This is a genomic window from Streptosporangium sp. NPDC002607, from assembly GCF_053592655.1.
In genome coordinates this window covers 1-25529 of the sequence record NZ_JBSFWD010000043.1, presented here as the reverse complement: position 1 = coordinate 25529, position 25529 = coordinate 1, and the positions used below count along the sequence as shown (strand labels likewise).

Annotated in this window: 23 protein-coding genes; 12 read left to right on the top strand and 11 right to left on the bottom strand. The window is 70.0% G+C overall.

Annotation, left to right across the window (positions count from 1 at the left end):
• Window positions 1-102 precede the first annotated feature (102 nt).
• Window positions 103-1140, top strand: a complete 1038-nt coding sequence (locus ACWD3H_RS35600) for a HAMP domain-containing sensor histidine kinase (RefSeq protein WP_355559535.1) — start codon at window positions 103-105, stop codon at window positions 1138-1140.
• Entirely contained in the window at window positions 1137-1787 is a 651-nt protein-coding gene (locus ACWD3H_RS35595; RefSeq protein WP_350925976.1) for a response regulator transcription factor, read from the top strand. The genes ACWD3H_RS35600 and ACWD3H_RS35595 overlap by 4 nt, the downstream gene beginning before the upstream one ends.
• 49 nt (window positions 1788-1836) lie before the next feature.
• Here ACWD3H_RS35595 and ACWD3H_RS35590 read toward each other — a convergent pair whose 3' ends face one another.
• On the bottom strand, window positions 1837-2838 hold the full coding sequence (locus tag ACWD3H_RS35590) for an Acg family FMN-binding oxidoreductase (RefSeq protein WP_355559538.1): 1002 nt from the start codon (window positions 2836-2838) through the stop codon (window positions 1837-1839).
• A 3-nt stretch (window positions 2839-2841) separates the two neighbouring features.
• Window positions 2842-3348 carry a CBS domain-containing protein gene (locus tag ACWD3H_RS35585; RefSeq protein WP_451958136.1) on the bottom strand — a complete coding sequence of 169 codons (507 nt, stop codon included), beginning with the start codon at window positions 3346-3348 and terminating at the stop codon, window positions 2842-2844.
• A 404-nt stretch (window positions 3349-3752) separates the two neighbouring features.
• Here ACWD3H_RS35585 and ACWD3H_RS35580 point away from each other — a divergent pair, with 404 nt between their 5' ends.
• From ACWD3H_RS35580 to ACWD3H_RS35570, 3 genes are all read left to right on the top strand, one after another.
• Complete coding sequence (locus tag ACWD3H_RS35580; protein ID WP_451958135.1) at window positions 3753-4424, top strand: pyridoxamine 5'-phosphate oxidase family protein; 672 nt, start codon at window positions 3753-3755, stop codon at window positions 4422-4424.
• Between the two features lie 179 nt (window positions 4425-4603).
• Window positions 4604-6613, top strand: a complete 2010-nt coding sequence (locus tag ACWD3H_RS35575) for a catalase (RefSeq protein ID WP_355559546.1) — start codon at window positions 4604-4606, stop codon at window positions 6611-6613.
• 83 nt (window positions 6614-6696) lie between these two features.
• A complete protein-coding gene (locus tag ACWD3H_RS35570) occupies window positions 6697-7716 on the top strand; it encodes a sporulation protein (protein WP_355559549.1) in 1020 nt (339 codons plus the stop codon).
• An 89-nt stretch (window positions 7717-7805) separates the two neighbouring features.
• Here the strand turns inward: ACWD3H_RS35570 and ACWD3H_RS35565 are convergent, their stop codons facing one another.
• Entirely contained in the window at window positions 7806-9305 is a 1500-nt protein-coding gene (locus tag ACWD3H_RS35565; RefSeq protein WP_355559573.1) for an MDR family MFS transporter, read from the bottom strand.
• Between the two features lie 147 nt (window positions 9306-9452).
• On the opposite strand from ACWD3H_RS35565, the gene ACWD3H_RS35560 reads away from it, so the two are divergent.
• Window positions 9453-10049: a TetR/AcrR family transcriptional regulator gene (locus ACWD3H_RS35560; protein ID WP_355559551.1), complete on the top strand. Its 597-nt coding sequence runs from the start codon at window positions 9453-9455 to the stop codon at window positions 10047-10049.
• An 87-nt stretch (window positions 10050-10136) separates the two neighbouring features.
• Here the strand turns inward: ACWD3H_RS35560 and crcB are convergent, their stop codons facing one another.
• From crcB to ACWD3H_RS35545, 3 genes are read right to left on the bottom strand one after another with little or no spacing between them, the layout of a single operon-like run.
• Window positions 10137-10511, bottom strand: a complete 375-nt coding sequence (gene crcB, locus ACWD3H_RS35555) for a fluoride efflux transporter CrcB (RefSeq protein ID WP_355559554.1) — start codon at window positions 10509-10511, stop codon at window positions 10137-10139.
• Window positions 10508-10849, bottom strand: a complete 342-nt coding sequence (locus ACWD3H_RS35550) for a DUF190 domain-containing protein (RefSeq protein WP_451958134.1) — start codon at window positions 10847-10849, stop codon at window positions 10508-10510. The genes crcB and ACWD3H_RS35550 overlap by 4 nt, the downstream gene beginning before the upstream one ends.
• Window positions 10846-11277, bottom strand: a complete 432-nt coding sequence (locus ACWD3H_RS35545; protein ID WP_451958133.1) for a FluC/FEX family fluoride channel — start codon at window positions 11275-11277, stop codon at window positions 10846-10848. Before ACWD3H_RS35545 ends, ACWD3H_RS35550 begins: the two co-directional genes overlap by 4 nt.
• Window positions 11278-11563: 286 nt before the next feature.
• Here ACWD3H_RS35545 and ACWD3H_RS35540 point away from each other — a divergent pair, with 286 nt between their 5' ends.
• A complete protein-coding gene (locus tag ACWD3H_RS35540; RefSeq protein WP_451958132.1) occupies window positions 11564-12478 on the top strand; it encodes a DMT family transporter in 915 nt (304 codons plus the stop codon).
• Window positions 12479-12516: 38 nt separating this feature from the next.
• Here ACWD3H_RS35540 and ACWD3H_RS35535 read toward each other — a convergent pair whose 3' ends face one another.
• Window positions 12517-13953: a DJ-1/PfpI family protein gene (locus ACWD3H_RS35535; RefSeq protein ID WP_451958131.1), complete on the bottom strand. Its 1437-nt coding sequence runs from the start codon at window positions 13951-13953 to the stop codon at window positions 12517-12519.
• Between the two features lie 94 nt (window positions 13954-14047).
• Window positions 14048-15019 (bottom strand): GlxA family transcriptional regulator, encoded by a 972-nt coding sequence (locus tag ACWD3H_RS35530; protein ID WP_451958130.1) that lies wholly within the window; start codon window positions 15017-15019, stop codon window positions 14048-14050.
• Window positions 15020-15121: 102 nt separating this feature from the next.
• Here ACWD3H_RS35530 and ACWD3H_RS35525 point away from each other — a divergent pair, with 102 nt between their 5' ends.
• Entirely contained in the window at window positions 15122-15253 is a 132-nt protein-coding gene (locus ACWD3H_RS35525) for a hypothetical protein (RefSeq protein ID WP_451958129.1), read from the top strand.
• Window positions 15254-15295: 42 nt separating this feature from the next.
• On the opposite strand, the gene ACWD3H_RS35520 is transcribed toward ACWD3H_RS35525, so the two are convergent.
• The gene (locus ACWD3H_RS35520) at window positions 15296-15478 is read right to left on the bottom strand and encodes a hypothetical protein (protein WP_451958128.1); all 183 of its coding nucleotides are present in this window, start codon (window positions 15476-15478) and stop codon (window positions 15296-15298) included.
• A gap of 666 nt (window positions 15479-16144) precedes the next feature.
• On the opposite strand from ACWD3H_RS35520, the gene ACWD3H_RS35515 reads away from it, so the two are divergent.
• Entirely contained in the window at window positions 16145-17254 is a 1110-nt protein-coding gene (locus ACWD3H_RS35515) for a hypothetical protein (RefSeq protein ID WP_451958127.1), read from the top strand.
• A gap of 422 nt (window positions 17255-17676) precedes the next feature.
• Here the strand turns inward: ACWD3H_RS35515 and ACWD3H_RS35510 are convergent, their stop codons facing one another.
• Window positions 17677-20574 (bottom strand): BTAD domain-containing putative transcriptional regulator, encoded by a 2898-nt coding sequence (locus tag ACWD3H_RS35510; protein ID WP_451958126.1) that lies wholly within the window; start codon window positions 20572-20574, stop codon window positions 17677-17679.
• A 208-nt stretch (window positions 20575-20782) separates the two neighbouring features.
• On the opposite strand from ACWD3H_RS35510, the gene ACWD3H_RS35505 reads away from it, so the two are divergent.
• The gene (locus ACWD3H_RS35505; protein ID WP_451958125.1) at window positions 20783-21742 is read left to right on the top strand and encodes a M23 family metallopeptidase; all 960 of its coding nucleotides are present in this window, start codon (window positions 20783-20785) and stop codon (window positions 21740-21742) included.
• Window positions 21743-21822: 80 nt separating this feature from the next.
• Window positions 21823-23262 (top strand): N-acetylmuramoyl-L-alanine amidase, encoded by a 1440-nt coding sequence (locus ACWD3H_RS35500; protein ID WP_451958124.1) that lies wholly within the window; start codon window positions 21823-21825, stop codon window positions 23260-23262.
• Between the two features lie 84 nt (window positions 23263-23346).
• Here ACWD3H_RS35500 and ACWD3H_RS35495 read toward each other — a convergent pair whose 3' ends face one another.
• The gene (locus ACWD3H_RS35495; RefSeq protein WP_451958123.1) at window positions 23347-24231 is read right to left on the bottom strand and encodes a hypothetical protein; all 885 of its coding nucleotides are present in this window, start codon (window positions 24229-24231) and stop codon (window positions 23347-23349) included.
• Window positions 24232-24599: 368 nt separating this feature from the next.
• Between ACWD3H_RS35495 and ACWD3H_RS35490 the strand changes: the two genes are divergently transcribed.
• On the top strand, window positions 24600-25424 hold the full coding sequence (locus ACWD3H_RS35490; RefSeq protein ID WP_451958122.1) for a putative protein N(5)-glutamine methyltransferase: 825 nt from the start codon (window positions 24600-24602) through the stop codon (window positions 25422-25424).
• Window positions 25425-25529: the final 105 nt, after the last annotated feature.

Here is a 25529-nt window from a genome sequence, read left to right as displayed (position 1 = left end):
CCATCCCATCGGTGTCGCGGCTCTGTCACCATCAGGGCCAGCACCCATCTGATCAGGGGTGGAACGTGCAGAGGCGGCACGAGAAGATGGGAGACGCCCCCCATGGACAAGCCGTTCGGCGGCCGGGAGGCTGATGAGATGAGCGAGCGCCCCGAAAAGGTGACAGGAACGCGCAGCCCGGCGCGCATCCTGTTCAAACGCCTGTTCGTGATCAACGGACTGGTCTTCACGGTCGGCACGCTGGTGCTCGCTCTCTCCCCCGCCACCGTGTCCTCGCCGGTGCTGCTGACCGAGATCCCGGTGCTGACGGTCGGCCTGGCGCTGATACTGGCCGCCAACGCGCTGCTTCTGCGCACCAGCCTGGCCCCGCTCGAGGCGCTCACGGCCCTGATGCAGCGGGTGAATCTGCTGCATCCGCTGGACCGGCTGCCCAGCGACGGCAACGGCGATCTGACCCATCTGATCGACACGTTCAACGCGATGCTGGACCGGCTGGAGGCCGAGCACAGCGCCAGCAGCGCCCACGCCCTGGCCGCGCAGGAGGGCGAGCGACGGCGCATCGCCCGCGAACTGCACGACGAGATCGGCCAGAGCCTCACCGTGGTCCTGCTGAGCCTCAAACACGCCGCCGACCGTGCACCCGACGATCTACGCGAGGAACTGCGCGGGGTGCAGGAGAGCGTCCGCGCCAGCCTGGACGAGGTGGGGCAGGTCGCCCGCCGCCTGCGCCCCGGCGTGCTGGAGGATCTCGGCCTGCAGAGCGCCCTCAACGCGCTGAGCAGCGACTTCTCCCAGAGCAGCGGCGTTCCCGTGACCCGCAGGGTCGATCCAGAACTGCCCTCGCTGAGCGAGGACGTCGAACTGGTCATTTACCGCATCGCCCAGGAGGGTCTGACCAACGCGGCCAGGCACGCCTGCGCCTCCCGAGTCGAGCTGTCCCTGACCGCGGGGCCCAGCGGCCTGGAGTTGCGCATCACCGACAACGGCCGCGGTGGCGTGCGCCAGGACGGGGCGGGGATCCGCGGGATGCGCGAGCGCGCCATGCTCATCGGCGCCCGCCTGACCGTGACCTCTCCCCAGGGCGGCGGCACCGACGTCCGGCTCACCGTGCCGGCCGAGAACAAACAAGGAAGCCGATGAACCCCACCAGGATCCTGCTGGCCGACGACCACGCCCTGGTCCGCCGCGGGCTGCGGCTGATTCTGGACGCCGAGCCCGACCTCACCGTGGTGGCCGAGGCGGCCAACGGCGCCGAGGCGGTGGAGGCGGCCGTACCTGAGGCGGTCGACCTGGCGATCCTCGACATCGCGATGCCACGGATGACCGGCCTGCAGGCGGCCCGCGAGATCTCACGGCGCGCGCCCGGCATCCGGCTGCTGATCCTGTCGATGTACGACAACGAGCAGTACTTCTTCGAGGCGCTCAAGGCGGGGGCCTCGGGGTACGTGCTGAAGTCGGTGGCCGACCGTGACCTGCTGGAGGCGTGCAGGGCGGCGATGCGAGGCGAGCCGTTCCTGTATCCGGGCGCCGTCACCGCCCTGATCCGGCACTACCTGCAGCGCGACAGGCTGGGAGAGGCGATTCCGGAGAGCATCCTGACCCCGCGCGAGGAGGAGATCGTCAAGCTGATCGCCGAAGGCAACTCGGCCAAGCAGATCGCCGAGACCCTGTTCATCAGCGCGAAGACAGTCGATCGGCATCGGGCCAACATCCTGCAGAAACTCGGCATGCGCGACCGGCTCGACCTCACCAGGTACGCCATCCGCGCGGGCCTGATCGAGCCGTGAGGGCATCGGAGGACCTGGCCGCCCCCGCCGCTCCTTCGTGACCTTCGGATCAGCCCGGCCCGCGTTCTTCCAGTACATCGGTGACCGGCCGCCGGATGCCCTCGCTCTCGTCGGAGGTGAAGCCCAGGCGCATGATCATCTGGGGGTGCTCGCCCGACAGCAGTTCCTGGCGCAGGAACTCCCGCAGGTGGAACATCTCCAGCGCCTGGGTGTGGAAGGCCGCGCTGACGTCGTAGGCGGAGGCGTGCAGCAGGACCCGCTGCAGCGCCTGGCCCGCCGCGATCCAGTCCTCGCGGGAGTCCCCCGGCGTGGTCAGCACCGCCACGGTTCCGGTGGAGGCGGAGCGGAACTGGTCGGCGTCGTCGCCCCAGGGGTGACCGTGGGTGTAGTCGCGCTGGGCGAAGTGCGGACGGGTCCGTCTGGGCTCGCGCGGGTAGCCCCGCGCCGGAACCCCGTCCGTGCGGGGGCTTCCCGGCGGCTGGGCCCAGCGGATCATCTCCAGGGTGAGCAGCCGGTTCTGGGACTGCACGTCCTCGGCGGCGCAGGTGAGCGCGGCGAGCACCCGGACGGCGGCCTCGGACCTGATCGGCGTCAACCGGGCCCCCTCGGCGCTCGCCTGGCAGACGAACGCCTCGATGAGACGGTCCGCCACGGGCACCTCGGTGAATCCGGCGCGGTGGGTGCGGCGGCGTTCGATCTCGGCGTACAGCAGCCGGGTGTGCTCGTCCGGGGCGACGGCCGCTCCCATCCGTACCGTCGCCAGCAGGGCGGGACGGTCGGGGTCGGGCAGCACGCGCATCTGCGGTTCGCAGCCGAGCACGCGCAGCGCGAGCCGCACGTTCATCAGGGCGGCGCCGCAGCTGATCAGCATTTCCCGGCCCTCGGGATCGCCGAGCCGTAGTTTCCGCTCGCTGTCGGCCCGCAGGGCGATCTCCTCACCGTCGACGGCGAAGGACCACGGTTGAGTATTGTGCACCGATGGTGCCCACACGGCGGCCTGGACCGCCGTGTGGATCGCCGAGGTGATCTCCTCGGTGGTGCGAGCGATCATGACTCAGCCTCCATCACGGGTAAAGGAATCGTCAGCCCCGTGGGACCTGGGCAGGACGGGGACCAGGCGGAACATCCCCGTCATCAGCTCCGGCGGCTCCTCCTCCTCGGTGATCAGGCCGGCCACGGCCCGCAGCACGTCGGTGACGGTCACCATGCCCACCAGCCTGCTGGACTCCCCCAGCACAGGGATCGCGTCGACACCGGCGCCGATCATGGCCGCCGCCGCGTCGACCAGGCGCGCGTCGAGGGTGGTGTGCGGGCAGCGATGCTCGGCCAGCAACGAGTGGACCTGAGCGCGCGACTGCTCGACCGGGCCGCCTGACCAGCGGGCGGCGAGATCCTCCTGGGTGAGAACACCGCGCAGGCAGCCGTTCCGGTCGACGACCGGCAGGTGATGGACACCCGCGCGACGCATGATCTCCCAGGCCATGAGCGGGGACTCGTCGGGTTCGACGACGACCAGCGTCCGGCTCATCACCCGTGCCACCCTGAGGCTCTGCACGTCCATCACGCCTCACCCCGGGCATGGCGTGTCGTCGAACCCGGCACGGCGTCGTCGCCGGCCCACCAGGAAGGCGAGCCTTCCGTACCCGCCACCACCTGCGCTGTCATCTTCTCCCCCTCCGCCTCTCCCCTCCATCAGACCGGTTCCCCACGTTCTCCGCAGTGGCCGAAAGACCTGCTCGCCGGGGACTTCCGGCCCCCATCTTCGTACCCTGCCCGTGGTGGAATACCGGCTGAGGGGAACATCCCCGCGAGGGCGATTCACCCCGAGGCGGCCCGCCGCCCCGCCGGGTACTGTTTTCCTCTCGGAAGGGGAGAGGGGCGGTGGCCGAAAAACCCGCAAAGCCCCTGCACGGTCAGATTGACGATGCCAGATCTTTGCTCGTTCTGTTCTAATGGGAGATTTTGATGACCGAACATATGGCAACCCCGGGCGACCTGGGCCGCCGGCTGGCCAGGCGACGCGAGGAGTTGCAGCTGAGCCGCGAGCAACTGGCCGACCGGGCCGGCATCGACCCCGGATATCTCGGCTATCTGGAGGAGACCGCCGCCTCCCCCACCCTCGACACCGTGCGCAAACTGGCCACCGCCCTGAACACCGACATTGAGGAGCTCCTCGGCGCGACGATGAACCTGCCCTCCGGGCACGGCCGCCCCGCCCCCCACGCCCACCTGGAGAAGCTGCAGCCCGAGGAGTGCCTGCGGCTGATCTCCCCCGGCGGTGTCGGCAGGGTTGCCTTCGAGGAGCCCGCGGGACTGACGATCCTGCCGGTCAACTACGTACTGCACGACAACTCGGTGATCGTCCGCACCGCGGTCGGCGGTCCCCTCGACAGCAACCTGCGCACCGGCGTCCAGGGGGTCGAGTTCAAGATCTCATTCGAGATCGACCGGATCGACGACGCCGCCCGCGAAGGATGGAGCGTGCTCATCCGAGGTGGCGCCCACCACGTCTCCGCCGACGAGCAGGCCGAGGCCGCCGCCTCGGGAGTCGAGCCATGGGCGGGCGGCGACCGCGAGCTCTATCTCAGGATCATCCCCAGCGAGATCACCGGACGGCGCATCCGGCACACTTCGTGACAACCGGCAGGACATTCGCCCGCCGCCGAGTCGGCGGGCGGTACCTCCGTGCCCTATCGGCGCCGCCCGGGAGAAAACGGCCCATCCGCTTACCGTGGCCAGGCTGAGCAGCGCGGATATCCACTCGGCAGCTGGGCAACAGGTGATTGTTCGATGGCCAGCTACTCAGGAGCACGGATATGTCAAGCGAGGAGACGGCGAAGAGCCGCCAGCTCGACCGGTACCGCGTCAACGCAGACGACGGCCCGCTCACGACCGACCAGGGCATTCGCGTCGAGGACAGCGACAACTCCCTGAGAGCCGGAGTGCGCGGCCCGACGCTGATGGAGGACTTCCACTTCCGGGAGAAGATCACCAGGTTCGACCACGAACGCATCCCCGAGCGCGTGGTGCACGCCAGGGGCGCCGGAGCCTACGGTTACTTCCGGCTCCATGACTCGCTGGAGGAGTTCACCTCGGCGCGTTTCCTGTGCGACACCTCGCTCACGACTCCGGTGTTCGTCAGGTTCTCCACGGTGGCGGGCTCACGCGGCTCGGCCGACACGGTGCGGGACGTGCGCGGTTTCGCGACCAAGTTCTACACCGAGCAGGGCAACTTCGACCTGGTCGGCAACAACTTCCCCGTCTTCTTCATCCAGGACGGCATCAAGTTCCCCGACTTCGTGCACGCGGTCAAGCCCGAGCCGCACAACGAGATCCCGCAGGCGCAGTCGGCCCACGACACCTTCTGGGACTTCGTCCAGCTCCAGCCGGAGACACTGCACATGATCATGTGGCTGATGAGCGATCGGGCCATCCCGCGCAGCTACCGGATGATGCAGGGCTTCGGAGTGCACACCTTCCGGCTGGTCAACGCCGAAGGGCGCGGTACGTTCGTCAAGTTCCACTGGCGGCCCGAGCTCGGTACCCACTCGCTGGTGTGGGACGAGGTACTGCGCCTGCAGGGCAACGACCCCGACTTCAACCGGCGTGACCTGTGGGACACGATCGAGGCCGGTACCCCGGCGCGCTGGGAGCTGGCCGTGCAGCTCGTGCCCGAGGAGCGGGAGCACGAGTTCGACTTCGACCTGCTCGACGCGACGAAGATCATCCCAGAGGAGGTGGTGCCGCTGCGCCCGGTGGGCACGCTGGTGCTCGACCGCAACCCCGACAACTTCTTCGCCGAGACCGAGCAGGTCGCCTTTCACGTGGCCAACGTGGTGCCGGGCATCGACTTCACCAACGACCCGCTGCTGCAGGCCAGGCTGTTCTCCTATCTCGACACGCAGCTCATCAGGCTCGGTGGCCCCAACTTCGCGCAGATCCCGGTCAACCGGCCGGTGGCCACGGTCAACAACGACCAGCGCGACGGTTACCACCAGGGCGCCGTCCACACCTCCCGCACCAGTTACTCGATCAACTCGATCAGCGGCGGCTGCCCCATGGCCGGGGACGGCTACGTCCACTACCAGGAGCGGGTGGACGGACGGAAGATCCGCGAGCGCAGTCCCAGCTTCGCCGACCACCACGGTCAGGCCCGGCTGTTCTGGAACAGCATGTCGGGCTGGGAGCGTGACCACATCGTCGCGGCCTTCCTGTTCGAGCTGGGCCATGTGCGGCGCAAGCCCATCAGAGAAGGCGTCCTCGCCCAGCTCGCCGGTGTCCACACGGAGCTGGCCACCCGGGTGGCCCAGGGGCTGGGCCTGCCGGTCCCACCGGCCCAGGACGGTCATGACCTGGCCTCTCCCGCGCTGAGCCAGGCCGCCCAGCCACCGGCCGGTATCGCCACCCGCAAGGTCGCGATCCTGGCGGCCGACGGAAGCGACGCGGACGCCCTGGCCCCGGTGCGGCAGGCGCTCGAAGACCGGGGAGCGATCTGCGAGGTGCTGGCGCCGCACGAGGGTCAGGCCGGACCGCTGAGCGTGGACCGTTCTTTGGGAACGGTCTCCTCGGTGCTCTACGACGCGGTCCTGCTGACCGACGGCGCGGCCCTGTCAGCCGTCGGGAACGCCGTCCACTTCGTCAGGGAGGCTTTCAAGCACGGCAAGGCCATCGGCGCGGTCGGCTCGGGCACGACGCTGCTGGAGGCCGCGGCGCTCCCCGGATCCCCGGGGGTGGTCACCGGAGGCGACGGCCTCAGCGAGGCGTTCGCCGAGGCGATCGCCGTCCACCGCCACCACGACCGCGACATCACCGGCTTCGCCGCCTGACTGCGGCAGAGGCCGGGAACCCAGAACGCCTGGTGATCGTTTGCTCTTCGGTCACGTTCAACGGACAAGCAGGAGAGGAAGCCGTGATCTTCAAACGGATGCTGGGAGCCTTCGGTGTCGGGGCCCCGTCGGTGGACACCGTCCTGTCCACCCCCCGCGTGCAACCCGGCGGGCTGCTGCGCGGCGAGGTAAGGATCAAGGGCGGCGACTTCGACGCCGACATCGAGTACATCACGCTTGGCCTGGTCACCCGGGTGGAATCTGAGCACGGCGAGGGTGAGCAGATCGGCCTGATGGAACTTCACCGTACACAGGTCTCTGGACCGTTCCGGCTGCGCAGCGGAGAGGACAGGACCGTCCCCTTCCAGTTCCCCGTCCCCTGGGAGGCACCGATCACCGAGATCGCCGGACAGCACCTGCACGGCATGGGCATGGGGGTGCGCACCGAGCTGGCGATCGCCGCGGCGGTCGACAAGGGCGACATGGATCCGGTCGAGATCGAGCCGCTGGCCTCCCAGGAGGCGTTCCTGCGGGCGTTCTCCCAGCTCGGCTTCCACTTCAAGAGCGCCGACCTGGAGCATGGCCACATCTACGGGGTGAGCCAGCAGCTGCCGTTCTACCAGGAGATCGAGTTCTACCCGCCGCCCGCCTACTCCGGTCAGATCAACGAGGTCGAGCTGACCTTCATCGCCAACCCCGGTGGGCTGGACATCGTCCTGGAGGCCGACAAGCGTACCGGCGGCTACGGCTCCGGCGGTGACGCCTTCGGCCGCTGGCAGACCAGCCACCAGGAGGCGGCGCACCGCGACTGGGCCTCGGAGATCAACGGCTGGCTGGCCGCGCTGTCCCAGTACTCGCACGGCGGCGGCGGTCACTACGGCGGCCACGACCCGTACGCCCACCAGGGCGGCCACGCCCCGTACGCCCACGGCGGTGGCCACGACCCGTACGCCCACCAGGGTGGTCACCACGGCGGTCACGGCGGTCACAGCGGTCCGGGAATGGGAGCGGTGGTGGCCGCCGGCGCAGCCGGCCTGGTCGGCGGCTACGTGGCCGCCGAGCTGGTCGAGGAGATCTTCGAAGACGAGGAAGAGGAGGAGTGACCGTGCCGGGTCCCGCCCGGTGAGCCCGGGCGGGGCAGGACGGTGACGGCCCGCCCCGCGACCTCGCGGGGCGGGCCGTCGTCCTCCACTCAATCCGCCAGGTCCACGGTGTCGCGCAGCCTGGTCGGCTTGAGGAAGAGCACGGCGACGACGCCCACCGCGGCGATCGCGGCGGAGATCAGGAAGATGTGCCCGGTGGCATCGCCGTACGCCGCGCGCACGACGGTCCTCGCGGCTTCGGGCAGCGCCTCAAGGTTGAGGGTGCTGCCCCCGGAGCCGGACGGCCGGATGCCCGCCTTCGCGAAGCCCTCGGCGATACCGGTGGCCACCCGGCTGGCCAGGACCGCGCCCAGCACCGAGACTCCGATGGTGCCGCCCAGCGAGCGGAAGAAGGTGATGGCGCCGCTGGCGGCACCCAGTTCCCGCAGCGGGACGACGTTCTGGATGACCAGCACCAGGTTCTGCATGGACATGCCGACGCCGATGCCGACCAGCATCATCGCGGCCGAGATGAGCACCAGCGAGGTCTCGTGGTCGATGAGGGACAGGCCGAGGAATCCGAGGGTGAGCACCACGGAACCCGCCACGATGTACGGCTTGACCTTGCCGCTCTTGGACACGAGCCGCCCGGAGATCGTGGAGGAGAGCAGCACGCCGAACATCATCGGGATGGTCAGCAGCCCGGCCTGGGTGGGGCTGTAGCCACGACCGATCTGGAAGTACTGCCCCAGGAAGACCGCTCCGCCGAACATCGCCATGCCCACCGCGAGGCTGGCCACGATGGCCAGAGCGGGGGTGCGCCTGCGGACGATGTGTATCGGCACGACCGGCTCGCTGACCCGTGACTCCACCCAGGTGGCGACGGCCAGGATCAGAATCCCGCCGCCGGCCATGACCGCGGTCTGCCAGGAGATCCAGTCGAAGGAGTTGCCGACGAAGGTGATCCAGATGAGCAGGACGCTGACGCCCGCGGCGATCAGCGTGGCGCCCGCGTAGTCGATCTTGACATTCGGGCGGCGGACCGAGACCACCTTGAGCGTCTTGTGCAGCAGGACGAAGGCGATCGCCGTGAACGGCACGGCGATGAAGAAGCACCAGCGCCAGCCCAGCCATGAGGTGTCGGCGATCAGGCCGCCGAGGAGCGGGCCACCCACGGTGGCCACGGCCATCACCCCGCCCAGATAGCCGTTGTAGCGTCCCCGCTCCTTGGGGCTGATCATCGCGGCGATGATGACCTGGACCAGGACCTGCAGGGCCCCCATACCCAGGCCCTGGATGGCGCGGAAGGCGATGAGCTGGCCGGCGTTCTGTGCGAACCCGCAGGCCAGCGAGCTGAGCATGAAGATGACGATGGAGATCTGGAGGAGCAGCTTCTTGCTGAACAGGTCCGCCAGCCGGCCCCAGATCGGGGTGGAGGCGGTCGCGGCGAGCAGTGACGCGGTGATCACCCAGGTGTACTGGGACTGGGTCCCGTCGAGCGCGCCGATGATCTGTGGCAGCGCCACCGACACGATCGTGCCGCTGATCATCGCGACGAACAGCACCAGAAGCAGGCCGCTGAGCGCTTCGAGAATCTGCCGATGAGTCATCGGCTCCGTGCTTTGCGGCATGACCGCTTGGGTGCTCACACGACCTCCACGTACGGGTAACTGGAACAGGCCATGACACCATACATGCCCATTGAGAAAGTTTGCCCACTGGGCATATATGGTGTCAGGCGTTAGGCTGTCCGTGTTATGCAGATCACAATGGGGTTGCGCGAGCGCAAGAAGGCCGAGACGCGGCAGGCGGTTCACGAGGCCGCGCTACGGCTGACCGTGGAGCACGGCCTGGACCACGTCACCGTCGAGGCCATCGCCGACGCCGCCAACATCTCGCGACGAACCTTCTCCAACTACTTCGCCGGCAAGGAGGACGCCCTCCTCTACGGCGACGAGCAGCGCGTCCGCCTGCTGCTCGAGCGGGTCCGCACCCGCCCCGCAGAGGAATCGGCCTGGCGGGCGCTGCGCGGAGCGGTACACGATCTCTACAGCGAAGTGGGCGGACCGGAAAGGGAGTGGGTGATCCGCGCCAGGCTCGCCAAGAGGCACCCCTCGCTCCTGGCCAGGCAACTGGCCAACCACGCCAACCTCGAACGCGAGCTCGCCCAGGTCATCGCAGAGCGCGGCGGCGACTCCGAGACCAGCGCCCGATCTCGGGTGATGGCGGCCGCCTTCCTGGTCTCACTGCGCATCGCCACGCACATGTGGACCGACGAGTACGAGACCCGAACCCTGCGCGAGGTCATGGACGACGTCTTGGACGAGATGGCTCGCCCCTTCGACGGGGAGTGAACCGCGTCGGTTCCCGCGCCGCTCTCGAAGACCCGGCCGCCGATGGGGGCCGCCCGTACGAAGTTCCCAGGCCTTCGTACGGGCGGCTCACCCGAAGATCGCCTGGGCGAGGGTGAGACCGGCGAACACCGCTCCCAGGCCGGCGACGATCGAGGCGACGACGTTGGCGACGGCGAAGAACACCGCGCCGGTCTCGGCCAGCCGCAGCGTCTCGTAGGAGAACGTCGAGTACGTGGTCAGCGCCCCGCAGAAGCCGGTGCCCAGCAGCAACTGCACGCCGGTGCCCGCCGCCCCGGACAGCGCGGCCCCGGCCAGGACGCCCAGGATCAGCGAGCCGGCCACGTTGACCGTGAAGGTGCCCCAGGGGAAGACCGTGTCGTGGCGTGCCTGCACGGCCCGGTCGGTCAGGTAGCGCAACGGCGCGCCGACCGCGCCGCCGAGCAGCACCAGCAGCCAGTTCACTGCGCCCGTCCGTCACGGGAGCGAACGACCTCGACCTCGTCCAGAACGGCCAGGCTCTCGGTGAGCAGGTCGTCCAGCCGGGGCAGGAAGGCGCGGATCCGCTCCTCGGTATCGATGATCACGATGGTCACCGGCAGGTCGTCGGTCATCGACAGCAACCGGGTGGTGTGCACGATCGAGGTGGTTCCGAAACCCTCCACGCCGCGGAAGACCGATGCCCCGGCCAGCCCGGCGGCATGGGCACGGTGCACGATCTCGCTGTACAGGGGGCGGTGGCGCCAGGTGTCGGTGTCGTCGGTGAAGATCGTCAACCGCAGCGCCCGTCCAGGCGGGATCATCGCATTCTCCTCACCAGGAGCCGGCGGGTGGCCCACGCGCCGGTGACCACCGCGGCCAGGGCCGCCAGGAGCGTCGCCGCCAGGTAGCCGAGCGCCAGGCCGGTCCTGCCACCGGAGACCAGGCGCTCGATGTCCAGGCAGTAGGTGGAGAAGGTGGTGAACCCGCCCAGCACTCCGGTGGCGAGGAACGGCCGCACCCAGGCCGGTGCCGTCCACACCTCGGTCAGCACCACCAGCAGGACCCCGATCAGCAGGCAGCCCACCACATTGACGCAGAACGTGGTCCACGGGAAGGAGCCGGCCGCGGTCGGCCACAGCAGGGCGGCACCGTAACGGGCACCCGTGCCGATCGCGCCACCGGCGGCGATCATCGCCAGGACACCGTAGTGCGAGCGACGCGGCCCGGGGGGATCGACTGGCTCGGTCACTGTCTCGAACCTCGCCTGTTTCGAGCGCATGCCTCTCCCTACACGCGGTGGATGCCCGGCACGACCTATCGGCGAGTAGGGACCGCCGACGGCAGCGGGGTGCCGCGCCTCGGGGACGGGCGGGCCGCACCGGCACGGATCCTCGGCCCTGCTCAGCCTAGCGCGATCACGTCCCGATCACCGTCACCGCCGCTCAGGACACCGTGTGGCAGGACCGTCCAGCCGCCGAAGGTACCCGATAACAGGGATGAAGTCCCATAGGTCACAATGATCGCCGGAGGTGGTGATGGTGATGCGGCGCGGGGTCGCGGCGATCCTGATCTCGGCGGCGGCGTTCGGGCTCATGCCCGTCTTCGCCTCCTTCGCGTACGGCACGGGGATGTCGGTGACGACGCTCCTCATGCTGCGGTTCGCGATCGCGACGGCGGTGTTCCTCGGATGGCTGGGAGTGCGCGGCAGGCTCGGGCGGCTGACCGGACGGCAGTGGGCGACCCTCGCGCTGCTGGGCGGCGGCATGTACGCGGCCCAGTCGCTGCTCTACTTCACGGCGGTCCAGCGCATCTCGCCGGCCCTCGCCGTACTGCTGCTGTACCTGTATCCGGCGCTCGTGTCCATCCTGTCGGCGGTGGTGGAGCGCACTCGCATGAGCTGGACCGTCGCCGGGCCGATCCTGGTGTCACTGGCCGGGCTGACCCTGGTGGTGGGCCGTCTGGACACCGGCCTCGACGTTCCCGGTCTGCTCGCGGCGGTCGGGGCCGCCGTGGCCTACGCCCTGTACATCATCGTGGGCAGCCGGGTCTCCGCCTCGCTGTCCCCCTCGGTCACCACGGCCTACCTGTCGATGTTCGCCACCGGCTCGTTCGCGCTGCTCGGGCTGGCATCGGGCGGGCTGGACCTCGGCTTCGCGCCGGCGGGCTGGGTCTGGGCGACGGCGGTGGCGCTCGTGTCGACGGTGCTCGCGATCGCCCTGTTCTTCGCCGGGGCCACGACGCTCGGCCCGGTACGCGCGTCGATTCTCAGCATGCTGGAGCCCGTCGTGACGGTGCTCGCCACCTGGCTGCTGCTGGGCGGGACCCTGACCTGGCAGCAACTCGCGGGGGGCGCGGTGGTGCTGGCCGGCGCCCTCTGGGGCATCCTGGCGAGCTCGGCCCGCGGCACCTCCCCGGCTGCGGAGAAGACCGCCGTGGAGGCGTCCTCCTAGCACCCGCAACCGGTCGGACAGCACTTCTTGTAGCGTGCCTACCGCGCCGGCGTCGTCCCCGGCCCGCCCCTGCCAGAACGCGAGACTGTGCCGGCCGTACGGCGGCGGAGCAGGCGCGGTATGGCGACGGTGAGCATGCCGACGCCGACGGAGACGGCCAGGGCGACGACGAAGATCACTGTGGGACGCCAAGGCCAGCCGGCCCCGGAAAGGCGCAGCTGTCCGACGGGATATTCGGAGAACTTGGCGGTGGTCCGGGCCGTGGCGCTGTCGGCATGGGCGGCGAGGTCACGGAGCATCGGGTCGAAACCGAACTCGCCGTCCCGCCGGCCGCCGCCGGGCAGTTCCGGTGTGAGACTCCGTCCTGACACCCAGCTCGCCAGGGCGGGCGTCAGGTCGCCGCGCACGCCCGGAACCACGAACCGGTCCACACGCGGCACCGCCGTCCCCGCTGGTTCGGTGAGCAGGACCACACCGTGCCGCGTGGTGACCGTTCCGGTGGCGCTGATCGGGATCGCGCGGGCGCTGAAGGAGACACCGGAGTAGACCTCGAACGCCGCGGCGGCGTCGATCTCTCCCACTCCCTCCACCAGCCCGATGCCGATCGTGGGGCGCCACCAGGGGAACGCCGCGTTCAGCACGTACGGCAGGTCGGACAGGGCGAGGTGGTTCGGGGTGATCGCGGTGGAACCGTCCAGACTCCAGCCGGGATAGTGGAGCGCGCTCCCGATCCGCTGGGCCTCCGCCGCGCCCGCGAACCGCTCGACCAGGCGTAGCGCGCCGACGGTGCCGGAGGTGATGCCCGCCGTGGTGGTGATCGCGCCGTCCTCCACATAGCGTTCGCCGCTCTGCCACCGCACCTTGGGGTGGTTCCGCTTCAGGGAGCCGATGTTGGCCCAGAAGGAGGTCGCCTGGCGATTGTCGAGCACACCGGCGGCCGCGAGGAGTTCCGAGCCCGCGCAGACGCCCAGCAGGCGGGCGCCGTACCGGGACCGCGCGGCGATCCACTCACGCAACGGCTTCTCCGCCGTGCCGGTGGGATCGATGACGGCGGGCACCACCACCACGTCCGGTTCGGAAACGGCGCCTGTCCCGACCTCTTCCAGGGTGTGGTCGGGCAGCAGGTGCAGGCCGCCGGAAAGCGGGGACGGGGTTCGCCGGGCCGCGACGGTGTAGACGGCGAATCTTTCCGACCGGGCGAAGACCTCGTAGGGGGCGAGAACGTCGGCGGAGACCGAGCCGGCGTTGCTGACCACGATCGCGACAGTGATCCGCCCGCCGGGTATCGCCTTGGGGGCCGGCCAGCCCCGGGCAGGCGGGCGCTGATCAGACAGGGGGTAGCTCTGGCCCATCACGGTGGTGACACCGGCGGCGCAGATCCCGCCCAGGGAGGCGAGGAACAAGGCGGCGCCCAGCAGGACACGCCCGATCCGGCGCACGACGGGCATGGTCAGACCGCTGTGGACAGGGGACACAGGAGGCTCTCTTCTGTGACGGCCATTGAGGCATAGCGAAATCACGGCAGCGCGATCGGCGCCGTGAAAGGGGAATCAGGGTGAGGTATGCCGCTCAGCGCGCGTGCTTGCGCGCCGCGGACGGGGGCATCCCGTACCGGGCGGAGAACAGGCGGCGGAAGTGCCGGACATCGCGGAAGCCACAACGGCTCGCTACGGCATCCACGCCGAGGTCCGTGTCGGCCAGCAGCCTCGAAGCCCGTTCCAGGCGCAGTTGCTGCTGGTATTCCAGGGGGCTGATGCCGATCGACGTGCTGAACGCCCGGCTCAGACCGCGCGGGGACAGGTGTGCCACCACGGCCAACTCGGCGAGGGTGTGCGGGGTGTCCAGGTGCTGGGCGAGATGGTCCTGTACGCGGTGGACGGCCGGATGCAGGTGCGAACGGTGCTGGAGAAAGGGACTGATCTGGGTCGCCGAACCGTTTCGCCGCAGATAGACCACCAGTTCCCGGGCGACCGCGGCGGCGAGGGCGGGGCCGTGGTCGCGTTCCACCAGCGACAGCGCCAGATCGATCCCGGCTGAGATCCCCGCGCTGGTGCTCACCGGGCCGTCGTGGACGTACAGCACCCCGTCCTGGACCCGGGCCGCCGGGTATCTCTGCCGCATCGCCTCGATGAGCGACCAGTGGGTGGTGCACCGGCGTCCGTCCAGCAGCCCTGCCTCGCCCAACGCCGCCGCGCCGCTGCACACCGACGCTATCCGGGCCCCGCAGCGCTGTGCCGTACGCAGCCATTGCGTCACCGAGTCGGGAACCAACGGCTCGCCCGGCTGAAGATCCCTCAGCCGGGGTCCCGGCACCAGCACCAGGTCACCGGGCTCGGTCGGCAGCAGACCGCCGAGTCCGGCCAGCCTCAGTCCCTGTGCCGACACCGCCTCTTCGGTATCGGACACGAACTCCAGCCGGTAATCGGCACCCAGATGCGCCGCGGTGTCGAAGACCTGCGCAGGACCACCCAGGTCCAGCAGGTTCACGTCCGGCAGGACCAGCACCACCACCCGGCCCGTACTCGTCACTCGCTCACTCACGGCGCCTACGCTAGACCGCCCGCACCGTGATCCGGGAGGGCTGTACGTACTGTGCACCGGACGGATCGGGCACTCGTCGATCCGTCCGGTGCGTAGTCGGTGATGAGCGTCGTCCTGCTCGGCCCGGCCTTGGTGCTGTTCCCCTTCGGCCTCGTGGCGGAATCCTGGGCGATGAAGATCGGAGCGGGCGCGCCGGTGGCGGTCATGACCGGAGGATCCATACTCAGCCGGTGAAGCGCCGGTCAGGCCGGTGCGGCCCGGTTCGAGGTCGGCCGCTCAGCGCTTGTCGCGGTGGTGGTCGAGCAGGCGGATGAGCAGGCTCATGGTGGCGGCGCCGGCGGCTCCGCCGCTGAGCAGGGCGGTGGGCCAGGCGGTGCCGGCGGCCAGGGCGAGCGCGCAGGCGATGGCCGTCACCAGCGCGGTGGTGGTCAAGGTGAGAAGCACGGGTACAGAGAACATCGGGGTCGCTCCTGAGGTGGCGTCGCCGGGGATCCGGCGGTCTGGTCATCGGCCCAGAACGCGATGAGCTCGGTCTCGGTGAGCTCGTCAGCCGGGCGGTCGGGCGGAATACGTCCGGTGGTCAAGGCCCACACCGTCACCAGCAAGGTCAGTAGCTGGTCGTCGTTGTGAACCCACGGCGGGGGTGGGGAGCCCGGCCGGGTGCCGGTGACGCGGAGAAAGGCAGGCGAAGCAGTCAGGGCGTGCGCCACGGGCTTTCTCCTTCATCGTCGGCACTGAGGGGTGCGATCAACGATGAAGGTGCCGCCATCCGGGCCGCTACCGGTTCAAACATGTCCGGAAGAGACCGGATAAATACCCTTTTGTAAGGTGCAAAATATCTACGTTCTCGACGCCGATATCCCTTCGTCCCGGCCTGGCGGGCAGGATTTTCGGCGTCCTTCGGGGCGGTCCGACTCCATCCGGTCTCATCCGGACCCATCCGGATCGCTCCGATGTCATCCGGACTCATCCGGATGCCTCCGGACTGTGTACTTACAGGTCAACGGCCGTTAATCCCGGACGAAGCGGAATATGCGATCTCCCTCAGCCTGGCCGCCGATTAATGCCAATATGACTCCCGCTACTACTTGTAGATCACGGATCACTCATTTCCGGCTAAGGGCGATGGCTGAACAACATCGTGTCGCGGCGCTACGCGCCTTCGTCGATCAGCTCAACGAGCTGCGTGGCCTGGCCGGCTCCCCGGCGCTGTCTCGACTGCACACGCTGTCGATGCGCATTCCAGAGAACAACGAGGGCAGGGGGCTGGCGCCAAGCACTACCCACGACATCCTGACCGGCAAACGCAAACGCGCCCCGGCATGGGCGTGGGTGGCGTCCTTCGTGGCCGCCTGCACGGTGGCCGCCGAGCAGACCGGCCTGGATGTGCAGGCCATGGGCGACACCCAGGCCTGGTATCAGAGCTGGCGAGCCGCCCATGACGCCCGGCCCGATCCACCGGCTGCGCCCACCGAGCCTGCCGCGCCGGCCCTCACCACGCCGCCGCCGGGACCGGCCTGCGTCCCGTTCGCCGCCTCGCCCTCACCCGCGCAACGGCCCGAGGCCGAGCAGGTGCCGCCCGCGCCGACGCTCCCCGCGCGGCCGACGGGCAGGAGAGCACCGCGCCGGTCGAGCACCACGATCGTGTTCGCGCCGCTGCCGGCGGCCCGGCAGCGGTTGTTGCGGATCTACGGCAGGACCGGTACCCGCCTGCTGACCCACAGCGAGGCCGGCAACGGCGATGACTGCATGCGCCTGGCCGTCATCGCGCTGCTGAAAGGCTGGCCCCAAGAGGCGCGCCAGTGGCTGCGCCAGGCCGGCGACGCCGCTCACCCCGCCGCGCCGGGCCTGTTCGATGACCCCGACCGCCTGCAGGTGGCTGCCGAACTCGCCTACCGCTACGGCCACCACTACCAGTGCTCGGATCCGAACAAGCTCAGCGTCGCGATGTTCTTCTACCGGCTGGCCAGCGACTGTGGCCATGCCGAGGCCGCCTATCGCCTCGCGAGGATTCACCGGGCCAAGGACGAGGACTGGGCGGCCGCGAGTTTGTTCAGCCGCGCGGCCGGCAACGGCCACCCCGAGGCCGCCGCCGAGTTCGACGGCGCCTCCGAACAGCTCACCCAGCCTCCGTGGAACGCCGAGGGCGCGCTGCCCATCGGCCTGATCGAAGAACAGGAACCCGCTACGGAGCCGCCCTCGCCGGCCGGTGACCCTCCCACGGAATTCACCTGAGGCGGCTTGAAGACCACCGGCGCCGCCCATCACCTCGGCCACCGGCAAGCGACACGGTGAGACGGTGAGAACGACGTCGATGCCCGTCACGAAAAGACAGGCAGGCTCGAACCGGCCTAAGCCGACGATCAGGATCTTGTCCCTTCCCCTCGGACGAGGGCGGTTCTTCTGCAGCGACCGACCTCCACCAAAGTGTCTATCAGTGATCACTTTGTCACTTCAGGTGAATTCCTTGATTTCTCTGATTCTTCAAACCGCACTTTCATCCCGAAACGGCCGTCCTCACGACATCGGATGGCATGGGCTGGCTTTCGGCTTCGACAAGACCCCCGAGAGCCACCTCGCCGGCCTTCAGCTACACAGGGCCATCTTGTGGATCCGAAGCCTTCAACACATCTGAAGATCCGAATTCCGTACCGGCCCTAGTTCGGTACGTCCCGAGCACCGGCGCCCACGGCGAGGTCGGCGCCTCCCCGTAGTTCGCGGCGGAGCACGAGGGCGTGGCGGAGGTAGTTCCGCGCCAGGCGGGTACGGCCCGCCGACCGGTGCAGCTCGCCGAGCGTCTGGACCGTGGCGGCCTCCCCGCTCCGGTCTCCGAGCCGCTGGAAGATCAGCAAAGAGCGCTCCAGCTGGTCGGAGGCGTGCGACCGGTCACCGCGGACCACCTGCAGGCCGCCCAGCCCCTGCATGGCGTAGGCCCCGCAGTGCAGGTCGCCGAGGCCTTCGAAGATGTCCAGCGCACGCCCCTGGAAGCGCATCGCCTGGCCGGGGTCCGCCCCCAGATCGTGCAGCCGCCCGAACTGCATGGACACGCAGCCCTCGCGATGGGAGTCGCCGATCTCCCTGGCCAGCCGCAGCGCCGCGTCCAGCCAGTTCGAGGCCTGCCGCAGGTCGCCCGAGGCCAGGCAGGCCCGCCCGATGGCCTGCCGCGCGTAGGCCTCGCCGCTCTGGTCTCCCATGGCGAGGAACATGGCCAGAGCCTGCCGGAAGTACCCGAGCGCCCGGAGATTCTCGCCGCAGAACTGGTTGACCGCCCCCAGCCCGCAGATCGAGGTCGCCTCCCCCCGCCTGTCCCCCAGCTCGTGGAAGATCCTGAGGGATCGCCGGAACATCTCCGTCGCCTCGGCGTAGCGGTCCTGGTAGAGACTCACCTGGGCCAGGCCGCGGAGCATGGCCGCCTCGCCGTGGCGGTCCTTGGCCAGGCCCGCGGCCTCCAGGGCGATCCGGTGGGTGGAGCGCCACTCGTCGAAGTGGCAGCGCAGGTCGAAGTAGGGGACGAGTGCCGCGGCGAGCCCCCACGCCGATCCGGCCAGCCCGGCGTCGGCGGCGAGGCGTACCGCCCCCACCAGCGCGTCGTGCTCGGCGTCGAACCAGGACAGCGGGTCTGCGGTCAGGCGGCCGAGGGTGTCCTCCGCCAGGTGCCAGCGGGTGGCCGAGGCCGAGGTCAGGCTGAAGAGCGTGGTCGGCAGCCGCGCGGTCGCGCTCTCGGTGGTGGCCGTCCACGCGCCGAGCACCCTGATGAGCGCGTGCCGATCCGAGGCGCCGCCGGCCTTCTCCCTGGCGTTGCAGCGGACCAGGTCGTGCAGCCGGTAGCGCGGCTGGCCGATCGGGTCGGTCCCGACCAGCTGGAGCAGGTTCGCGTCGACCAGGGCATCCGTCACCTCGTCGGCCCGGTGCCGGCCCAGCGCGGCGTCGACCACCCAGCCGGGCAGGGACTGCGGGCCCAGGAGGCCGAGCGCACGGAAGGCACATGCCGCGTCCTCGGGCAGCAGCCGGTAGCTACGGTCGAGGCTGACCCGCACTCCCAGATCCCCGGCGCACAGCTCGCTGAGCCGGTTCGACTCGACCTCCAATCGCTGCCGCAGCACTCCGAGCGACCAGCCGGGCCGCCCCGCCAGCCGCGCCCCGGCGATCCTGACGGCCAGCGGCAGGTGGCAGCAGGCCGTCAGGATCGCCGAGGCGGCCTCCCTCTCCTGTTCCAGCCGCTCGGGCCCGACGATCGCGGCCAGGAGGTCCTCTGCCTCCCGCGGCGACAGGACGTCCAGTTCAAGCTGGAGCGCCCCGGGCAGTTCGGTGATCCTCCGCCGGCTTGTCACGAGCACCGCGCAGCCGTTGCCCGGCAGCAGCGGCCGTACCTGGGCGGCGCCTGCGGCGTCGTCGAGGAAGACGAGCATCGGGCGCTCGGCCAGCAGGGACCGGTAGAGCGCGGCACGTTCGCGTTCGGTGCCCGGCAGGTCCGCCGCATCGGCGCCCAGCGCCCGCAGTGCCTCGGCCAGCAGCTCACCGGGGTCCGCGGGCACCGGGTCGGTCCCACGGAGATCGAGGTAGAGCTGCCCTGCCGGATATCCGGCCCGTACGGCATGCGCGCAGTGCAGGGCCAGCGCCGACTTGCCCACACCCGGTGCCCCCGTGACCACGATGATCGAAGGCGGTCCGGCCGACGGGCGCTCCGCGAAGGTCAGCGCCCGCGTGAGGAGGACGACGCTCTCGGCCCTGCCGGTGAAGTCCGGCACGTCAGGGGGGAGTTGCCGGGGAGCGGCGAGAGCCGGAGGGTGGCCCGGCACGACCACGGTGGGCAGGGGTTCTCCCGCCAGGATGGCCGAGTGCGCCCGGCGCAGATCCGCGCCGGGTTCGACGCCGAGCTCGGTGACCAGCTGCCGCCTGACCGTGGTGTAGGTGTGCAGGGCCTCGGCCTGCCTGCCACTCCGGTGCAGGGCGAGCATCAGCTGCCGCCAGAGGTCCTCGCGGAAGGGATGCTCCTTCAGCAGCCCGCGCAGCTCGCCGATCGCGCCTGCGTGGTCGCCCCGCTCCAGTCTCAGGGCGACCAGTTCCTCGGCGGCGCCGAGCCGTGCCTCCGCCAGCGACTGCAGGCGGCCGTCCCAGAGCGGGCTGCCCGGCAGCTCGGCGAGCGGTGTTCCGCGCCACAGCGCGAGCGCCCGGCGGAGCCGGTCGAAGGCCTCGTCCGTACGGCCCGCCGCGCGCGCCCTGGCGAGCAGGTCCTCAAAAAGCAGCACGTCGAGCTGCTCGGGTGCCAGCTCGATCACGTAGCCGGGCGGACGGGCCTGGATCCGCGCGCCGGCCGCCGCCAGCACGCCCCGGAGCGAGCTCACGTAGGTGCGGAGGTTCGCCTGGGCGGACCGTGGCCGCTGCCGGGGCCACAGCACCTCGACGAGGAGGTCCGCGCCGACCACGCGGTCCGCGTTGAGCAGCAGCGACGCCAGCAGGATCCTGGGCTTCGTACCGGCGATGCGGAGAGACCGTCCCGAGCTCCGGACTTCGAGGGCACCGAGCACGTTGAACGTAGGTTGATCGACCACCATGACCGCATTCACTCCTCTTGTGGAGGCGCTGCAACCATTCATCGGGCTGTGTTGTACGGGTCGGATAGGCCTTTATATCGATTTTGGATGATTTTTGTATCGCTAATCCGGACCCTGGACCCCGGCAAGAGCCTTTCGGAGAGAACTAACAGACAGTGCACGGCACCGGTCAGGGCTCGGCCCGCCGTGCCTGCGGGAAAGGATCCGCATGAGACTCAACGGGGTACTCACGGCGGGGTTCGCCCTGCTACTCGGTCTCGCCGGCGGCGCCGTCACGGCACCGGCCGCCGGCGCGGCGGCACTGGGGGACCCGGCGCCGGCCAACAGCGCGGCGGACCCCGCGCCGAGCGACGAGATGAGCATCCTGGCGACCAACTTCCAGCTGCCCTTCCCCTGCGGACAGGCCTGGACGGGCAACTCCAGCGCCAGCAGCGCGCACCAGTCATGGGAGATCGACTTCAACCGGGGCAGTACCGCCGACGCCGACCTGGGCGACACCGTGGTCGCCGCGGCGGCGGGCACGGTCTCCATCTCCGCCCACCAGGGATCGACCAACGGTTTCGGGAACCTGGTCAAGATCGACCACGGCAGCGGCTGGTCCACCTACTACGCGCACCTGAACTCGCGCTCGGTGAGCGCGGGTGCCACGGTCTCCCAGGGCCAGAAGATCGGCACGGTCGGCAACACCAGCAAGCCCGGTAACAACATCTCGCCCCACCTGCACTACGAGGTCCGGCTGGGCACCAGCTACCCGTCCAACATTCAAAAGGCCGTCTTCAACGGGTCCACGTTCGGCTACCCCGCCCAGACGGTGACCTCCAAGAACTGCGGCGGTTCCACCAACCCGTACACCCCGCAGGAGGTGTGCGGTTCCGGCTACGACGTGATCGACTCCGCGGCACTGGGGTCGGCGGGCACCGTCTACCTGCTCTACAACGGCTCCAACGGCTACAACTGCGTGACCACGATCAAGAGCAGTTCCATCGGCACCGCGACGGCCACCAGCGCCTACCTGGAGGTGCAGGGCAGCACCCGCGTCACCGACTCGGGCAACTTCGCCTACTACGCCGGCCCGATACGCGCCTCCGGAGCCGGCAAGTGCGTCAAGTGGGGCGGCAAGGCGGGCTCCACCGGCTACGACAGCCCCTTCGAACACTGCGGCAGCTGATCTCCACCTAAGGGGCCGTCTCTGTCTCCACCGGGCGGAGACGGCCCCTTCGACGCCCCCCATCTGCTTGAGGAGAATCTGTGAAGGCCCGACTCCGCCGTTCAGCCGCGCTGCTGGCCGGCTCGCTCGTTCCCCTGGTGCTCCTGGCCGGCCGGCCCGCGAGCGCGGCTCCCCCCGACCCTCTGGCCGACGCCTTCACCCGCGCGGCCGCGACCTACGAGGTGCCCCGCGACCTGCTGGTCACGCTCGGCTACGCCGAGACCCGTCTCGACGGGCACGGGGGTGAGCCGAGCGCGAGCGGCGGCTACGGGATGATGCACCTCGTCAGCAACCCGACGGTCCACTCCCTGGAGCAGGCCGCCCAGCTGACCGGGCAGCCGGTCTCGGCGCTGAGGACCGACGACGCGGCCAACATCGCGGGCGGCGCCGCGGTGCTGCGCGCCCACGCCGACGCGCTCGGACTGGACGCCGCCACCCGCGAGGACGCCGGGAAGTGGTACCCGGCGGTGGCCAGGTATGGCAACGCCTCCTCCCCCCAGGTGGCCCGGCTGTACGCCGACACCGTCTACGAGTTGCTCGCCTCGGGTGTCAGGGCCACGACGCCGAACGGCACCGTGACCGTCCGGCCGCAGGCGGTGCGACCCGACCGGGGCGCGTACGCCAAGGCGCCGGACCTGGACAGGACCTTCGCGGCCGCGGCCGTGGACTACCCATCGGCCCACTGGGCGCCGGCCCACTCCACCAACTACGCCGTCTCCAACCGCCCGTCCGATGACGCGATCGACCGCATCGTCATCCACGTGGCCCAGGGTTCCTACGCGGGAACGATCTCCTGGTTCCAGACCGGGCCCAGGGCGAACCCGACCTCGGCACACTACGTCGTCCGATCCTCCGACGGCGACGTCACGCAGACGGTCCGCGAGAAGGACAGGGCCTTCCACGCCGGTAGCTACAACAGGCGATCGATCGGCATCGAACACGAGGGCTTCGTCGACAACGCCTCCTGGTTCACCGACGCGATGTACCGCTCCTCGGCCGCGCTGACCCGCGCCATCGCCGACCGGTACGGCATCCCCAAGGACCGCGCCCACATCGTCGGGCATGTCGAGGTACCGGGAGCCGACCACACCGATCCCGGGCCCAACTGGAACTGGACCAGGTACATGCAGTTCGTCACCGGCGACACCGGCGGCGGCAACCCGCACACCCCGCAGGAGGTGTGCGGTTCCGGCTACGACGTGATCGACTCCGCGGCACTGGGGTCGGCGGGCACCGTCTACCTGCTCTACAACGGCTCCAACGGCTACAACTGCGTGACCACGATCAAGAGCAGTTCCATCGGCACCGCGACGGCCACCAGCGCCTACCTGGAGGTGCAGGGCAGCACCCGCGTCACCGACTCGGGCAACTTCGCCTACTACGCCGGCCCGATACGCGCCTCCGGAGCCGGCAAGTGCGTCAAGTGGGGCGGCAAGGCGGGCTCCACCGGCTACGACAGCCCCTTCGAACACTGCGGCTAGATCCGTCGCGGACGTGACGGGGAAGCGGGGCCGTGCTGACCGGGGCCGGCCCCGCTTCCGGTTTCGCGGCTCGCGATCGCCAGGTCAGATCCTGACGTTCCGACGCAGGATGTCGATGGCGCGGACCGTGGTGTGGCCGCGCCAGTCGAGGGAGCCCGCAGGCGAGATCCTGGCGTAGTCGACGGTCCAGCCGCCGTCCTCCTGTTGCAGACCGGCCAGGCGGTCGAGGTCGGCGGAGATCACCTCGGGGGCGAACAACTCCCGCGCCGGCCCGCCGGGGTAGGGGGCGAAGTCGAGCGGATGCAGCGTCTCCTCCTCGGTGCCGCCCTCGACGTGCACCCGGCCGTCGGCGGGAAGGTACCTGCCGAGGCGGCGCAGGAGACCGGCCGCCTCGGGCAGGCGATCGTGCACGACGTCCAGGAACCGCACCGCGAAGGCCAGCACGTAGGCGGAGGGCGCCTCGACCGCCTCGATCTCGGTCAGGCAGTACCTGGTGGCCCGCTCCAGCCAGGAATGGGCGGCCACGGCGGGATCGTGGACGGCGACGCGGTGCGCGACGGCGGCGGACACCGCGGTGATCTGCAACGACGACACCGAGGGGTCGGCATCCCGCCACCAGGGGGCGCAACCGGCGGTGCCGGTCAGCGGCAACACGAACGGCAGGCCCCCGTCGGGCAGGGACACCGACTCCAGCCAGTCGCACAGCGCCACGGCCCGCGACGTGGTGGCAGGGGCGATGTCCTCGAACACCTCGAAGGCGTGCGCCGCGGCCCCGGTCTGGCTCTCGCTGGAGCGCAGGTCGGGCTCCAGGCCCCAGCCGTAGCCGCCGTCGGGGTTGCGATAGCCGTCCAGGGCGGCCAGCACGGCGGCGGGGTCCTTCTGGCCCATCAGCACCTCGAAACGGCGGCGGTCCAGGACACGCGCGTGCGTGGCCATGAAGGCGTCCGCCGCGGCAAGGTCGACGTTCATCTGAGTTCTCCCGGTGTGCGATGGCGGTGAAACGGGAGGCCGGGCCGGTGAGGGGTGGCCCCCGGCTCCGGCCGTGGGCCGCGGATCAGGCGTTCATCCTGCTCCGGCCGCCGAGCCGGCGTCTTGCAGGAATCGGTCACCGGGGCGACACGCGGGCGGCGGGATCCGCTCCCTTGCTGTTCCGGCTCAACATAATGTGTTTGCGCCGCGCTCCGGCTCGGATAGTGTTGCCGTCTCCAGCAATGGACCTATCGAGGAGGTGAGACCCATTACCGCTGTGTCAGGTCGGGTGCTCTCATCTCACGACCGTGCGGTTCACCGGGCATAGGTGACCGGGAGAGCACCCTTCGGCATCCCGAAAGGCTCTCGTGTCTTTTCCTCTGTCCCCTTGCCTCCAGTCCGCCATCGTCACCAGGCTCCGGGCCGCCGGTTGCGTGTTCGCCGAGGACGAGGCGGGCCTGCTCATCTCCACGGCACGGACTCCGTCCGACCTCACCGCCATGGTGGACCGCCGGGTCGCCGGCCTGCCTCTCGAACACGTCCTCGGCTGGGCGGAGTTCTGTGGCCTGCGGATAGCCGTGGACCCCGGAGTCTTCGTACCCCGGCGGCGCACCGAGTTCCTCATCCACCAGGCCGTCGCCGTCCAGGAGCGACAGGCCCCCGTCCGGACGCAGGTCGTCGTCGACCTGTGCTGCGGCTCGGGCGCGGTGGGCGCCGCACTGGTCGCGGCGCTGGAGCGGGTCGAGTTGCACGCCGTCGACATCGACCCCGCCGCGGTGCGGTGCGCCCGCCGCAACGTCGCCGCCACCGGCGGTCAGGTGTACGGGGGTGACCTCTACGCACCGCTGCCCGGCACGCTGCGGGGGCGTGTCGACCTCCTGGTCGCCAGCGCGCCCTACGTACCCACCGAGGCGATCGGGCTGCTGCCCCCGGAGGCCCGCATCCACGAACCCCGGGTGGCACTCGACGGTGGCGAGGACGGCCTTGACGTCGTACGGCGCCTGGCCGCCGCGGCACCACTGTGGCTGGCACCGGACGGCCATCTGCTGGTCGAGACGAGCGAACGCCAGGCGCCGCGGACCGTCGAGGCCTTCACCCGCAACGGGCTGATCCCAAGGGTGGCCGGTTCCGACGAGTTGGACGCCACAGTCGTCATCGGAACCAGGCCCACCTCCCGGCCCCTGCGCCGATGAGCCCGGGCGAGGCAGCAGCGTGACGATCTGGCGGGCGCGGGCGAAGGCCGCCTCCTCGGATTCCGTGCAGATGTGGGCCACTCCGGACTTCCGGCCGTGCGCGTC